Annotated in this window: 5 protein-coding genes; 3 read left to right on the top strand and 2 right to left on the bottom strand. The window is 57.5% G+C overall.

Features of this window, described 5'->3' with window-relative positions:
* From LBK75_04515 to LBK75_04505, 3 genes are all read left to right on the top strand, one after another.
* Positions 1-227: hypothetical protein (locus LBK75_04515; protein MDR1157555.1), on the top strand; the 227-nt coding region annotated here is incomplete at its 5' end.
* Between the two features lie 44 nt (positions 228-271).
* A complete protein-coding gene (locus tag LBK75_04510; GenBank protein ID MDR1157554.1) occupies positions 272-2,071 on the top strand; it encodes an IS1634 family transposase in 1,800 nt (599 codons plus the stop codon).
* A gap of 160 nt (positions 2,072-2,231) precedes the next feature.
* Positions 2,232-3,128 (top strand): Rpn family recombination-promoting nuclease/putative transposase, encoded by an 897-nt coding sequence (locus LBK75_04505; protein ID MDR1157553.1) that lies wholly within the window; start codon positions 2,232-2,234, stop codon positions 3,126-3,128.
* 154 nt (positions 3,129-3,282) lie between these two features.
* Here the strand turns inward: LBK75_04505 and LBK75_04500 are convergent, their stop codons facing one another.
* Entirely contained in the window at positions 3,283-7,950 is a 4,668-nt protein-coding gene (locus LBK75_04500) for a discoidin domain-containing protein (GenBank protein MDR1157552.1), read from the bottom strand.
* A 675-nt stretch (positions 7,951-8,625) separates the two neighbouring features.
* Entirely contained in the window at positions 8,626-12,519 is a 3,894-nt protein-coding gene (locus tag LBK75_04495; protein ID MDR1157551.1) for a glycoside hydrolase family 127 protein, read from the bottom strand.
* Between the last annotated feature and the right edge of the window lie 1,038 nt (positions 12,520-13,557).

The following is a 13,557-nucleotide window of genomic DNA, read 5'->3' as shown; positions in this document are numbered from 1 at the left end:
CGAAACTTTTTCAAAAAAATGTGGCCAAATATGCGGCGCTCGTACAAAAAACCAGTGTTTTAATGTTCAAACATTCGAAAAGCCGAAATTGGCTAATATTGGAAACCCCAATAGATCATCCTGACTTTTACAGCACACTTCCGAGGACACAAGGGGAGGAAGGAGCAAAGAGGCAGGAACAACAGGGGCAAAAGAGAGAGGGCACAATTTTTTGGCGCAGGAGTTGACGTTATGCTAAAGTAGTACTATAATAGTTTCTGGGTGATGATGCATGATAAAAAAGGACAAAAGGACTACGGCAACCGGCACGGTCAAGACGCAGATACGCGTAGTGGAAGGGTACCGGCCCATGCCGGGCGCGCCGCCTAAGCAGAGGACTATAAAGGATTTTGGGATACTGGAGGAGCAGCCGGACAGGGAAGCGTTCATGGCAAGCGTCGAGGCGTTCAACGCCAGCTACAAAAAAGAGAACGTCCCCCTCCGGATTGAGGCGGCGCATACGGAGCAGATGTACTCGGAGAACAACAGGCGGCTCAACTACGGGCACAGATTTCTGGGAGCCGTGTATGATATGCTCCACATCGGCGATTTCATCAGCGAGTGGGCGGCGTTGGCGAAGTTCCGCGGGGAGTACTCGCCGGCGGAGATCTTCAAATTTCTTGTGCTGTCCCGGATTCTCGCCCCCGACTCGAAACGCGCGACGAGCCAAGGGAAGGATTGCTTCTACGGCATGGAAGCGGGGTTTACGTTGCCGGACGTGTATCGCTCGCTTGACGTGTTCACAAAATTTGACGTCCGCATGCAGCGGCACCTCAACGAAATGGTAAAAGCGACAGTGGGGCGGGACTTGACGCACGCGTTCTACGACGTGACGAACTACTTTTTTGAAATCGACTTTCCGGACGGCGAGGCGGACCTCAGGCAAAGGGGCGTGTCGAAAGAGCACAGGGTAGACCCCATTGTGGCAATGGGTCTTTTCATGGACGACAACGGGCTCCCGGTCAGCGTGTCCATGTTCCCCGGCAACACGAGCGAGTCGCTGACGCTGCAGCCCGTGATGGCGGATGTGAAAGCGTCGTACGGCCTCGGGCGGATAATTGTGGTCGCGGACAAAGGGCTCAATTCCTCCGGCAACATCGACAAGATAGTCAACGGCGGCAACGGTTTCGTGTTTTCTCAGGTGCTGAGAGGGACCAAAGGCAAGAGGTACGACGGCCGGATATTTGACGCGGACGGGTACACGGCGAACGCCGACGGGACATACAAGTACAAGGTGTTCGAGGAGGAGTACGCCGGCAAGGACGCGGATGGCGGCAAGGTCACGAGGAAGCGGAAAGTCCTTATATATTGGGACAAGGCCGACGCCCTCATGGCGGGGAAGAAGCGCGCGGAGAAGCTGGAGAAAGCCGGGCGGGCCTGCAAGAACAATGCCTACGGCATCAAGAAAGGGGTGGACGAATACACGAAAGAGGAAATCATAGACGGCGATACGGGCGCCTTTGTGGACAACGTCAAAAAGCTCCGCAGCGTGGACGTCGAAAAGGCGGAGCAAGACGCCAAGTACGACGGGTATTTCTGCATAATCACAAGCGAGCTCGACTACGACGAGGCGATGATACGCAGGACTTACGGCGGCTTGTGGCGCATTGAGCAGTCGTTCCGCCTGCTAAAGTCGGACCTTTACGCCCGCCCCGTGTATGTCCACAAGAACGAGCATATCCGCGCGCACTTCCTGATCTGCTTCGTCGCGCTGCTCATAATGCGGATCATCCAACACAAAATGGGGCCTCGCGCCTTGTCCACCGAGAGAATCGCGCGCGCCCTGAGGCTCGCCACCTGCCGCGTCCTAAAAGGCGGCATTGTACACCTCGACGATGTCGGGGGCGCCATCGCTTTCAAAAAGGCCAAAGACAAGCACGGCAAATTGGTTGACACTCTGGAATTCTCTGGCGATGACGAGATCGCCCTCGATTTCAAGGCAATCCAGCAAGTCTTTTCTTCCGACATCTACAACATCTACCACAGGCAGGAAGCTTTCAATAATTTGCTCGCCCGCTTCATTTTAGCATAACCGCTCCTCTTCCTGCGACCACTCCCCAAACCCTTGTGTCCTCGGGTTTTGCGACTCCTTTGCTATCCCTTGCTGTAAAAGTCAGGTTGTTATGTCGCGTACCCGTTGAATTACGCGTGCTTTTGTGCTATAATGAAACTGTAAAAAGGGGGGGAGACGCTTGGAAAACGAACATAATATACTAAAAAGCATACTGCCGCCCACCGACGACAGGCTTTTTAAGCTGCTGATGACAAGCCCCGAACTGCGTCCGGGTCTCGCCGACATCATTTCAAGCATTATCCGTCAGCCGGTGGCTGATGTGGAAATCCGCAACAACGAGCTCCCCACCGACGACGTTGACGATAAACAGGAGCGGCTTGACATAAACTGCGTTACGGACGATGGCAGGCAGGTCAACCTTGAAATGCAGGCGTCCCGCATAGAGGAGCTTCCGGGCGGTGCTCATGATAATCTGAAGAACAAATCCGTATACTATTTGTGCGACCTTTTCTCCACCCAGAGCGTCAAGGGCAAGGATTACAACAAACCGGCAAAGACATATCAGGTCACGTTCTGCGCGTATACGGTGTTCCCAGGGCGCGAGAGCTTCGTTAACGAGTTCACTTTGCGTAACGAAGACGGCGAGCCGCTGGCCGACGCGATTACGGTGGTATTTGTGGAATTGTCGAAGCTGGAGGGCGTACTGCGAAAGCCCGTAGAGGAAATGACTTCGCTGGAGATGTGGGCGATCTTTCTGCAATACGCCGACAAGCCGGAAAAGAAGGAAATCATCGAGCGCGTAGCCGAGGCGAAAGGGGAGATCAAGATGGCTCTGAACACACTTATCCACGTTAGTCAGGACGAGCGCGAGCGCGCGATCAACCGCAGCCGTCGTATGTGGCAGACCGATATGGAATCCAATTTGAATACCGCAAAAGAAAGCGGCATAATTAAAGGTAAAACTGAAATGGCACTTGCTATTGCAAAAAACCTCCTGATGCTTGGCTTGCCGGCAGCGCAAATCGTCAAAGCGACGGGGTTGTCGGAATCCGAAGTTGAAAAGCTGCGTTCGTAGGGGGGCACCCTTGCCTTTGGCTAACAGTTCCTACTGCCAAGTCTGTAGCGGACTTCCACCGCCAAGTCGCCGCATAGGCCGGGCAAACGCATACCAGGCCAGATATGCCGCTTTGCGGCATATCTGGCCTGGTACTTTCATTCCACTGCGACCGCTATTTCACTGCGACCGTGTCTTTGCTCGTATTCCAGCCGCCCAGTTCAAATTCCGGAGCTCCGCCTTCAAGATACCTCGGATTGAACTCCGCCGTGACGGTCTTCGATTCCCCGGGCATCAGCGCGAAGTAGTTGTCGCTGTAAAATGTCGGAAGCACGTCCTCGCCTGTCGCTGCGCTGACTGTCCTGATCCGGGTCTGGACCGCCGGCACGCCGGTGTCATTCTTCAGCGTGAGCGTGTACCGTACGTTGCCGTTCGCCAGGGTCTCGGGGTCGGAGGATACCGCAGTCAGGCTGACCTGCGCAAGATCGTTGAGCGCCTGATGGGCAAGGTATGTCTCCTTGTTGTGCCAGTAGGTGTTTGAACCCAGCACGCTGCCGTCCTCCGCCTTCACGATAAGCCTGATGAACACCATGTCCGTCGCGGATTCGGCGAACAGCTCAGAGATGTTGGCACTGAGCGTCAGTCCGGTCGTGTCGGGTCCCAAGTACGGCGTCGCATACGTCTCGCTGGCTGCGACGCCGCCGTTTAGGTCGTAGATTTTCAGCTCGGTTTTGACGTCGCCGTAGCTCTTCGGCGTCAGGTTTGATAAAATCACGGCGTTGTCCGTCGGCCGCCAGATTGCCTGCGTCGGCTGGTTGCCGGTTTTGACGCCAAAATAGCCGCCGTTCGTGTCAAGGTAATAGTCGTATGTCTGCCACATGAAGCTCGGCCATGACGACTGGCTCATCCACATGAGCAGACCGCCGGCGCGCCTCGTCGTCAGTGCCTGGAAAAGCGCCGCATGGTTTTCGTAGTTTATCAGCTGCGCCACCCTGGAGAAATCGTCCAGCGTGTACCATTCGGCCAGCTGCGACAGCATCGGCTTGAAATTGTTCTCGTAGTTGACAATGTTTACGGCCGCCGGTGAGGGATTCTGGCTTCCGCCTATGCTGTTTGGGAACGTCCATGTGATCTTCGGCATGTAGGATTTGAGCGCGTTCATGTACGTATTGGCGGGGCCGTTCATGTTGTACGTCCAGTCGTGGTGCGCCCAGACCTCGCTTATCGGCCACTGGTTCTCCGGGGCCACAAACTTCCTGATGCTTTCGGCCGTGGGCACGTTCGGGATGCCGCGCTCGCTGCGGATCACGTTGCTCGTGACGTTGGTGTAATACTGCTTCATGCCCTGGGCGCTGCCCGCTCCGTTGTAGTTGGCCAACGAATACCCGCCGCCGCTGCCGACGGGCCGTCCGGCCGAGTTGGCGAAGTAGTAGCGCGTATTGTCGACTGTCCCGCCCTCGGGCTGAGTGGCGTTGCCGACTGCGGCGACAAGCCTCAGCAGCGGCGTCGCCAAGGCGGCCGCCGGGTTGGACTCGTTGCGCCCGCAGTATACGGCCAAAGCAGCGTGGCTGCGGACAGACTTCACTTTGTCGGCCGCGTTCTCAAGGAACATGGCCGTGTCTTTCGGGTTCGGGCCGTCATAAGGGTTGGCGAGCCAGAAATCGTCCCAAATCAGGATGCCGTATTTGTCGCACGCCTCATAGAACGCCTCGCTGGACGTCTGGCCCACCCAGTTGCGGATCATCGTCATGTTTTCTTCCGCGTGGAGGCGAACCTTGTTGTCATATCTCTCGGCGTCGTCGTTCTTCAAGGCGTCGTCCATGCCCCAGTTTCCGCCTTTTGCCACGATTCTCGCGCCGTTGCAGTAGATGGCGAGGTAGTTGGCGTCGAGGGGATACGTGAATTCACGCACGCCGAACTTGAACTCTTTCGTATCCGATACCACGCCGCTTCGCGACAAGGCCGCCGATACCGTATACAGAGGCTGAGCGCCGTAGGTGTTCGGCCACCAGAGTTCCGGATATTCCATGAGAATGTCGTCGATCGACACGGCCTGCGTGGTGCCTGCCGGCACGGTCACGGTCTTCGAGAACGTAAGCCCGCCGGGTGTGATGACGCCACTTACGGTCGCTTCCGCATCCGCGTCCGTACTGTTTCTGACGTCTGCTTTGAACGTCAGCGCAGCCTTGCTCGCGTCCAGTGCGTATCTGCGGTTTCCGCTGCCCTCGAGCGCCGACTTTGTCGCGGAGTAAAAGTCGATCTTCTGGATTTTCGGGGGCAGTACGCCCTGGTCGGAGTTCTGGCTTGTCATCTTCTGGAGAACCGTAAAGCGCAGGTACTGAAAGCTCCGCGCAATCGCCGCTCCGGCGTCAGTCGCCGGGCCTGAGACGACGTTGACTATATTCCCGCCTTCGTAGTAATCCGTTCCGGCGTACGCGTCATACCCTTCGCCCGCCTCGCGCGCGTCGTAGTTTCTCCACTCGCTCCCGTCTTCCGAGACCTCAAGTTTGAAACGCGCCGCGTTCTGGGACTCATACGCCCTGTTCGGCAGCACTTCGCCCCAGTTGACGACGATGGTGTTGACGGCTGCGGGGGCCGCAAGCTCCGCCGTGAAGCTTGGATTCTCGGCAGCCGCGTCGCCGACCCACTCAGTCGCCATGCTGGCGTCAAATATATTACCGAGCCCGACGCCGCTTTGCCCGTCAGGCTGCGTCGCCGCCGCGGTCACTTCCATCGGCGCGGCCGTGTACTCGCGCGGGATCTCCTGAATGTCGAGGTCGGTTATCATCCAGGGATCGAGCATCTCGACGCCGTCCGTATAGGAGATGAAAACGTCTTTGTATATGCCCGTGTCGCGCCCGCGGACCGTAGGCATCCAGTCCCAGCCGAGGGAGGCGTGGAACGTCGGGTTGTCGATGCCGATGTTGCCGCCGTTCGGCCACGGCCCTATCGCGAGGCCCTGGAGCGTTGTGTACCTCGTGATATACGAGCCGATTGTCGTCGCCAGCCCAACCCCGGTGTATGTGGTGTTCGTATATCCCCACGGAGTGTCATTCATCTGGACAAATACCGCCAGATAGTTTTCTCCGCCGTAGTTCACGTAGTCGGTGACGTCAAACTTACCGCGGATGAAGCCGCCCTCTATCGACTTTGCACGCGAGGGGTTCGTGCCATTTGGCATAAAGTGCCCGTTGAAGTACACGTCCGCCCTGTAGTTGATGGCGTCAAAGTTCAGCCACACGTCCTTGCCTTCCTTTGACGCGGGAATCTCAAAGCTGTCCCTGTACCAAAAATCGGTCGTGAAATACGTGTCGGATATCGAGAGGTTTACGCTGTCGTAATACGGATCGGGCACGGCGCCGGCGTTGAGGTACGAGACAAGCGTCGTCGATGGCACGGTGGCGGGAAGCCACGTCGAGTCGTCATATCCCGCCTGCGAGAGCGTCACGCCGTCCGCGTCCACTTCCGTGGCGCGCTCCAGCTTCCAGTTGCCGCCGCGCAGGTATTGCGTGCCGTCCGCCTCGGGCTCCGGCAGCGGGTTGGGCTCATATGTCAGGCCGTTTGAACCATACGCTTCGATTTCCTTTATGATATAACCCGTTTCGGAAGAGTCGCTGCAAAGTACGCGCAGGTAGCGCCCGCTGGCCTCAAAAGAAGCCGGGACAGCGGTATTCGCCGCGCCGGACGCGTTTGCGGCGGTCGTCCAGATCTTGGCGTCGTCCGACGTCTGGATCTCATAGTCCGTCGCGTAAATCCCGCCCCAGACCACATTGGCTCCGACAAGCGCGCTGTCCGCGCCAAGGTCAACGTAAACCCATTGCTCGCCGCCGGCCTTACTTTTCCAATAGCTGTCAAAGCCGTTCGACGCGTAATACCCGTCGACGGCGGCGTCGTTTACGCTGATGCCTAAGATAGTGTATGTTTCCCCACTTTGCGACAGCCCCGAGCAGCTTTCGCAGAGTATGCGGACATACCTGGCCGTAACGCCCGTTATGCCGCAGGCGTCCGCGGCGTTCGCCCAAGCCGCCGTGGCATAGCCGAACGGATTGGCGGTGCCCCCGCCCCCGCCCGAATAGGCGTTGCTGCCGCGGTGCGCTCCAGCTATCGCAGGCGTAGTCCAGGTGACCGCGTCGTCTGAGAACTGGATTTGGTACCTGGTGGCATATGTCCCACCCCATGTAGTGGTGACATTTGCGATGTCGGTCGGCTCGCCGAGATCCACATATATCCACTCCATGTAGTACCTTGTGGCGGCGACCCAGGGACCGTCGGCAAAACTTCGCAGGACCGGCTCGCTGACGATTCCGTCCGTAACAAGCGTCGCCGTGTAGTTTTCATCAACCGCACCCGACTGATAGGCGGCGCGTCTGAGTGCCAAATTTTTGTAAGACGCCTCCGCCGCTTCCGCCAGCGGCACATCATCGGCATCCCACGCGAACACTTTGATGAGGCAGCCTTCGGATTGGTATTCGCTCACATCCGCGTCAAACACCACGCTCGCGCTTCCAGCCGCCGCAGCTGACAAAACCTTGCTTTCGACATATGCCAGCCGCCCGCCGGCACTGTAGATGGCAAGATAGAAATTGCCGCTCACCTCTTCATCCAAGCTGTTCTCAAACCGCGTCTCGACATAAAGCTGCGGCGTCGAGACGGCAAAATTGGCCGAAAGGCTGCCTGCGGCATTGTATGCGATGCCTGCTGCGCCGCCGGCCATAGTCTCGACGATCTGCAGCGGATCCGGCTCCGCCATGGCAGCGGGCAACGAGCCTGTGATGACGATCGATATCAGCATCATCAGGACAACAAGGCGCGCTGCGTATTTTTTTTGCGTATTTTTACTCACTTGCCGTACACCTCCCATAATTTGGTTGTCAATTGCGCGTGACAACGTTCTTAGCGTGATCTTTTTCCCCATCTGCCTCGGCCGCATACGACGGTCGGGCGCGCCGCCCAAAGACCCCTTTGGGTGTCCGCCACCCGCAGCGTCCATGACAGGCGTGGAGCCTGTCCGGGGCGAGACCGTCTGCACAAACAGTCCCGCCGGCGGCCGCTTTCTCTGCACAAAAAGCAGCCGCCCGTTTCCGGACGTATCCCACGACCCGCACGAATTCTCTGGGCGGCAGCCACTTCGGCAGTCTCCGCATGGCCTGCTATGCTATACCTTTTTGAAATTGCCGTTTCCGGCGAATTACACCGTCTGATTTGTTTGAAATTCATAAAAAATATTGTGCATGTCTCTTGACTTTGCAAATTATATATGATAAAAGAGAGTTGTTTAGCGTCTGTGGCGTATTCTTGAAAAGGTATACCTTTTTAAAAACAAGTAAAAGCGCCGTTTTTTCTCACAAAACGGCGCTTTTACTTGTTTTTTTACATGTCTTTTCTCACCCCTGCACACAACGAACCCCGAAACGGCTGGGATCACAGCGCTGCACACGCACATTCGTTGGAGATGAGATCAGACGCCATAAGGACTTTCGCCTTGCGCGCACCGGCCGCGCCCGGCCGGCGAGACCGATTATTTCTCCAACGTGATGTCAAGATACGTGGAATACCTCTGCGTGTTGTAGAAATACAGCGGCCTGAGGGTGACGCCATTGGTCTGGGCCGTCATCGTCGTCGGATCGATCGCGATGCTGTTGGACAGATCGGAGCCGTCCAGCGTGACTTTGCGGAACGTGGGCTGCACAGCTGTCTCCGACGCGGCCAGGACAAGGGGACCATAGAGGACAGACGCGATATTCGGCCGGTTGATCGTCTCGAAGATATGGAAATCCATGGGAATCGTCAGCGTCACAGTGTCGCCGTCGCTCCATACGCGATCGATCACGATGTAGCTGGAGGGATCCGCCGCGATGTCAAGCGGCTCTCCGTTCAGCGAAACCGTAAAGCCGTTGGCGGCCCAGTACGGGATACGCAGATGCACCGCCAAATCGCCGCCGCCGGACACCGTGAGCGTCGTCGTGTCGCTGTTGGGGTAGCTGGTGGACTGTTTGACCGTGAGGCCGTCTTTCCAGTACAGTGTGGAGGGGACGTACAGGTTCACATACAGTTCGTCGTCGCCCCTATGCATATAGATGGAATCCTGGTACTTTGTGTGGTTTTCGATGCCTGTCCCGTTGCAGCAGGAGAACCCTGTCAGCGCTGTATTGCCGAAAGATTTCGCGGCGCCCGGCGTCTGCGCGAAATGGTAGATGGTGCCCACGCCGGTGGGCTGGATGATGGCGGCGATCTGGTTGTAGAGCGCCCTCTCGTAGTAGTCCATATATTTCGCGTCGGGGTCGTGCTGGAAGAGCGCCGATGAGATCTTGAGCATGTTGTATGTGGCGCAGCCCTCGCACATATCGCCGTTTCCGGTGTACGTGCCTCCGCGGAGCCCCGGACCGGTGGTGGCGGGCTGATAGAGGATATCCGGCGTCCCGACAAACGCTTCCGAGTTGCTGGTATATCCGGCCACGCCGCCCATGCTGTAGGAATAACTGTTGACAGCCTTTTCCCAGAAGTTCCGGGTGATTTGATAATACTTGATGTCGCCCGTAACATCGTACTCACGCATGGTTCCGACAATCTGCGGCAGATGCTGATTGGCGTGTTTCGTGCGGATGGTGTCCACGTTGCCGGCCATACCGTTTGTACCGTTTCGGGACCCGAGCGTGCTGTTGCTGCCAAAGAAGAAGTCGATGGTGTCGAACAGCTTGGCCCCCGCCAGCAGCCGCTCGTCGCCCGTGATGTCATACATCCTCGCCATCACTTCGTTCATGCCGCCGTATTCGCCCGCGATATAGCGGTTCCACATGCTGTTGAGCGTGGCCTGCGGGACCGTACTGAGGCGTCTGTATACCCAAACGCCCATACCCGTAGCGATCTTCAGCGCCTTTTCGCTGCCCGTCGCCTCATAGCAGTCCACAAGGCCCGCCAGAATCTTGTGCAGCGTATAATAGGGGGCCCAAATCTGCGCATCCGAGCTGCCGTAGGTGGCGCCGCGCTCCAGCATGATGAAAGAATCCGGCGGGTAGGCACTGATGAAACCTTCGCCCCAGTTCTCATAGTCTGTCCTCATGTCGGGCTTGGAGAACTGCGTGGTATAGGCCGTCTTACCGGAACCCATGGGGATACTGGCCGGGTCGCCCTGCGCCAGCTGAGAGATCGCATACAGTTCGTCAATCATGTAGTTGATCTTCTCTGCGAATTGCGCGTGCTGCGCCGGATTGGTGCGCGCCGTGGACAGATACGCCTGCGCCAAAGCGGACAGATAGTGCCCGGTGGCGTGACCGCGCAGCTTTGTCGTCACCGTATCCCAACCGCCAAGGGCACTGGCGCCCTTCGTGTCCAGACTGAAGGTGTAACGGAACAGGTAGAGGAATCTGTCGTCATTGCAGCCGAGCAGTCCGTCGATCATTCTCTCCGAGTTGCCTTTGATAACCGGCGTGGAGCCGTCCGGATTGTTCTCAAGGACCACGTCGGAATACGGGAATTTGATAAGTTCCAATTCCGGGGCGTCGTTTTCTTGCGCGAAGAGATCTGTCGAAAGAGGGACGTTCGTCTCGTCGCCCCACACGAAGACTCCCTGCGTAAGGTTCGTCACGTCGTCGACCTCCGGCAGCGCCAGCCGGACACTCTCCTCCCCGCCGGGCTCGACGGCGAAGGGTTCGATCTTCAGCCGGACAAACCTGCCGTCCGCGTCATAGAGTGCGATGATGGCATTGGTTTGGTACTTTCCGGCCGTCGTATTGTTGACTGTCACGATCGCCGACGGCGCGACACCGTTGCGCAGTGTTTTGGTTATCCAGATTTGAGAATCGTTGTTCGCCGCCACTGTGGTGACATTGGCGGCGACGGTGAAGGCCGTGGCTCCGTTCGTGCCGTACACGACGCCCGACACCGCATGGGCGCCCGGGTTTTGATATTTGTTGATTTCCGCCGCGTTCGTGTTTTGGATCGCCAAAGTGGACCAGCTGACGCGCACGCGGGGGCCGCTTACGCCGCCGGCATAAATGCCGTCCACATAATAGGGGAGCCTGGGCAGTTCTCCGGTTCTGGCGGTGTACTCCACCTCGGGGACACCCAGAAGAACCGGCACGTCCACCGCCGCCTTGACGACAAAGTCAAACGTCTTTGTATCCGAAGCCGTGCCGTAATGGATCGTCGCCGTCAGCGTGACCGGCTCGTTGGCGGCGCCAATGGCCGGACGGGTGACGACGCCGGCCTCGGACAGATACTGCGGCGCGCTGGACGTCCATGTGACGGCCGACCCCAGCGCCCCTCTGGCAGGCAGCGCGACGTCTTCGGTGATGCTGCCCGTCTCGAGAGTGAGCGCCGCCTTGTCGCCGGCGACAATCTCCTCGTCGGCGGGCAGCTTGAGCACCGTCACGGTCACGTCTCTTTCCACCGTCGCTTCGCCCTTGGCGACCGTCACATGGAGCACGGCCGTCTCCGTCTGGTTCGGGTTGGTACTGGGCGGGCGCGTGACGACGCCCGTTTCCGCGCTTACCAGCTCATTGTTGCTGGATGTCCAGACGACGGTTGAGCCGCTGGCCGTCGTGGTGGGCAGGGTGAAGTTTTCCGTACGGTCTGTCAACGTGCCCAGGCTATTGACGATCATACTCAAATCGCTGGCGGCCACGTTTTCGTCGGTGAACTTCAAATTGCGGACGTAGTTGATCTCATCCGCCGTGAGCGCCCTGTTAAAAATGGCGAAGTCGGAAAACCGGCCGTTCATATCGGCGTCGCCGTATTGAGAACGGCCGATGTACAGGAGATTGCCGGCGGGCGCTGTGCTGAAAACGCTGCTGAGATCGGCCGAGATCGTCGTCTGGCCGCGGAGGACGCCGTTCACATACAGACGCATCGTCCTGCCCTCCACCGTGACGGCGACATGGTACCAGGTGTTGAGCGACATCGTGAAGGCGCCGTTCGGCGTGACCGCTTCGGCGCCGGACCCGTCCACGGTAAACCTGGCGGTGACGCCCGACGTACCGCTGCGCCGCTGCTCCAGATAGAAATTGCGCGTTGTGCTCGTGCCGAAATCAAAGATTCTGGCATAATTCGTATTGGCTCTCGGATAAACCCAAGTGGCCACTGTGATGTTGTTCACCGGGGCGCCGGATTCGAAGTCGAAGACGGCGTCGCCCGGCAGCACCGCCGCGCTTGTGCCCTTCGAGCCGCCGGAAAGCTGGAGAACCGAGCCGAAACTGTTGCTGCTGGTGTCGGTCACAAATGTCGCGCCCGTGCCGGACAGGGCCGCGTGGCGCTGGTTGCGCTGTGTGTCATTGGCGTCGCCCGCCAGCGGATACCGGGCCAGGAAGGTGGCCTCGTCAAAGACGATATCCCCCGCCGCCACACGCGGCGGCGCGGCCGGGACGAGCGTGAGCGCCATGACCATTGCCAGACATAAAGACAACATTTTTTTCATCAAAATTCCTCCATTCTTCATACTTTTATTCACCATCCTATTGTTCAGGCAGCTGTTTGGCAGCGGCTGTCCTGTCCGAACGCGCCCATTTGCATCACCCCCTTATTTCGCTGGCAGGCGCGCCGCGCGGCACACGCGCCGGTCACTCTTTGCACCTGCCCGGCACTGCAGATCATCGAACGCGGATGCCAAGAAGGTATACCTTTCTGAAACTTCCATTTTTTGAAGTTTACCCTGTTTTATTCGGTTAAAGTGCATAAAAAATAGCACACTCCGCCTCTTGATTTTGCGAATTATGTGTGCTACAATAACAATGTTGGCACTCATAGCATGTTTTCGAAAAGGTATACCTTTTCGAAAACAGCAAAAACACTGTTTTTCTTCACAAAAACAGCGCCTTTGATTTTGGGGCCACGGAGGGCGGGATCTCCATATTGCTGCCCACCGGGCCCTTTGCGCGTCTTCGAGTGGCGCGGGACAATCCGGCCCGCAGCCTGTCAAGAAAATTGTAATACACTTATACGTACAAGTCAAGCGGGTAAATCAAGTGTTTTCGATATAAATTGAGAAATATTTTCAAACTTATATCTACAAGTTCCGCCTCTGTGTTTATAAAAAGTACATGGTATTTCAAAGGAGGCCATTATGAAAACGGCGGACACCGCACAAGGGGAGCGCCTCTTCTTGCGCCGTCTTCTCCGCCTCCGCGGGGCCGGACGCACTGGGCAAATCTCCCGGTTTGCCGCTCTCCTTTTCCACAGACGGCCTGGCCGTCCGAAATTTCCAAAAAAAGGGTCTGCGGGCGGTCCGTCGCGGCCGTCCGGCTCGCCCGCACAGCCGTCTCGCCAAGGCGCCACCAGCGTCGAAAGCCGTTGTGGCCGTAAGGAAATCAGGTTCACCTCGGGCCTGTATCAGCGTCTGTTTGCCCCTTGCGATGTTCTTTTGCAAAATTCCCTTTAAAAACTTAAAAATAAACTGTTGACATTTGACAGAGAATCAGGTAAAGTATTCATGTAAGTATTGTGCGCTGTTGTTCTC

It is taken from the genome of Oscillospiraceae bacterium (genome assembly GCA_031265355.1).
In the GTDB taxonomy this organism is placed as follows: Bacteria; Bacillota; Clostridia; order Oscillospirales; family UBA929; genus JAIRTA01.
This window is presented reverse-complemented; position numbering and strand designations above follow the sequence as displayed.